Raw genomic sequence first — 749 nt, 5'->3', positions numbered from 1 at the left:
CTGGTATTCCAGCCTGCTGCTGGTCGTGTGCCTGTCGGTAGTACGGAAACCACGACCTTCACCATCAGTGCCAATGATGGCATTGCTTCTGCGGTATTGAATAACACCACCACTGTCATTGCAACGGGTGTCAATGCGGCACCAACCAATATTAATCTGGTCCCTGCTTCCATCCTGCAAGGCTCACCGGACAACAGCAGCGTTGGTACCCTGACAGCCGTTGATCCTAATCCAAGTGATACCGCCAGCTTTACCCTGGTGAGCGGTAATGGTACGAATGATAAGGACAATGCCAAATTCGCGATCTCGGGGAATAGCCTGGTGGCGAAGAACCCGCTGAGCATGACACCGGGTAACTACACTGTGTATATCAGGGCAACTGATGGCATGGGTGCTGCTTATGAGAAGAGTTTTACTATCGCTGTCGGTGACAATGTCAACCCGAATGCCACCGGCATTGCCCGTGTCCAGTCTGAAAACACGAATCTGGGTGCGGTGGATTACAAGGTCACGTTCAGTGAAGCTGTCACGGGGGTGAATGCGGCAGCCTTTGCGCTTGCAACCACAGGCACGGTAGCAGGCACGATCAGCAGTGTGACCCAGCTTGATCCATCGACTTACAATGTCAGGATCACTGGGCTCACTGGTGATGGGACGCTGGGGCTGAATCTTAAGAATGCGGGAACCGGGATTGTGGATACCGCCAGCCTGGCCTTGAATGGCGGCTTTACCGGGCAGTTGTATCAGGT

The 749-nt window shown here is 53.8% G+C and carries 1 protein-coding gene; it reads left to right on the top strand.

Going from position 1 to position 749, the window contains the following annotated elements; translation table 11 throughout:
- A partial coding sequence (locus AC3WQT_RS28890) for a cadherin repeat domain-containing protein (protein ID WP_492709473.1) occupies positions 1-749 on the top strand: 749 nt, incomplete at both ends.

This window comes from Undibacterium sp. FW305-107 (assembly GCF_058788535.1).
The sequence above is the reverse complement of the archived record's forward strand: the minus strand, read 5'-3'. Positions and strand labels throughout refer to the sequence as shown.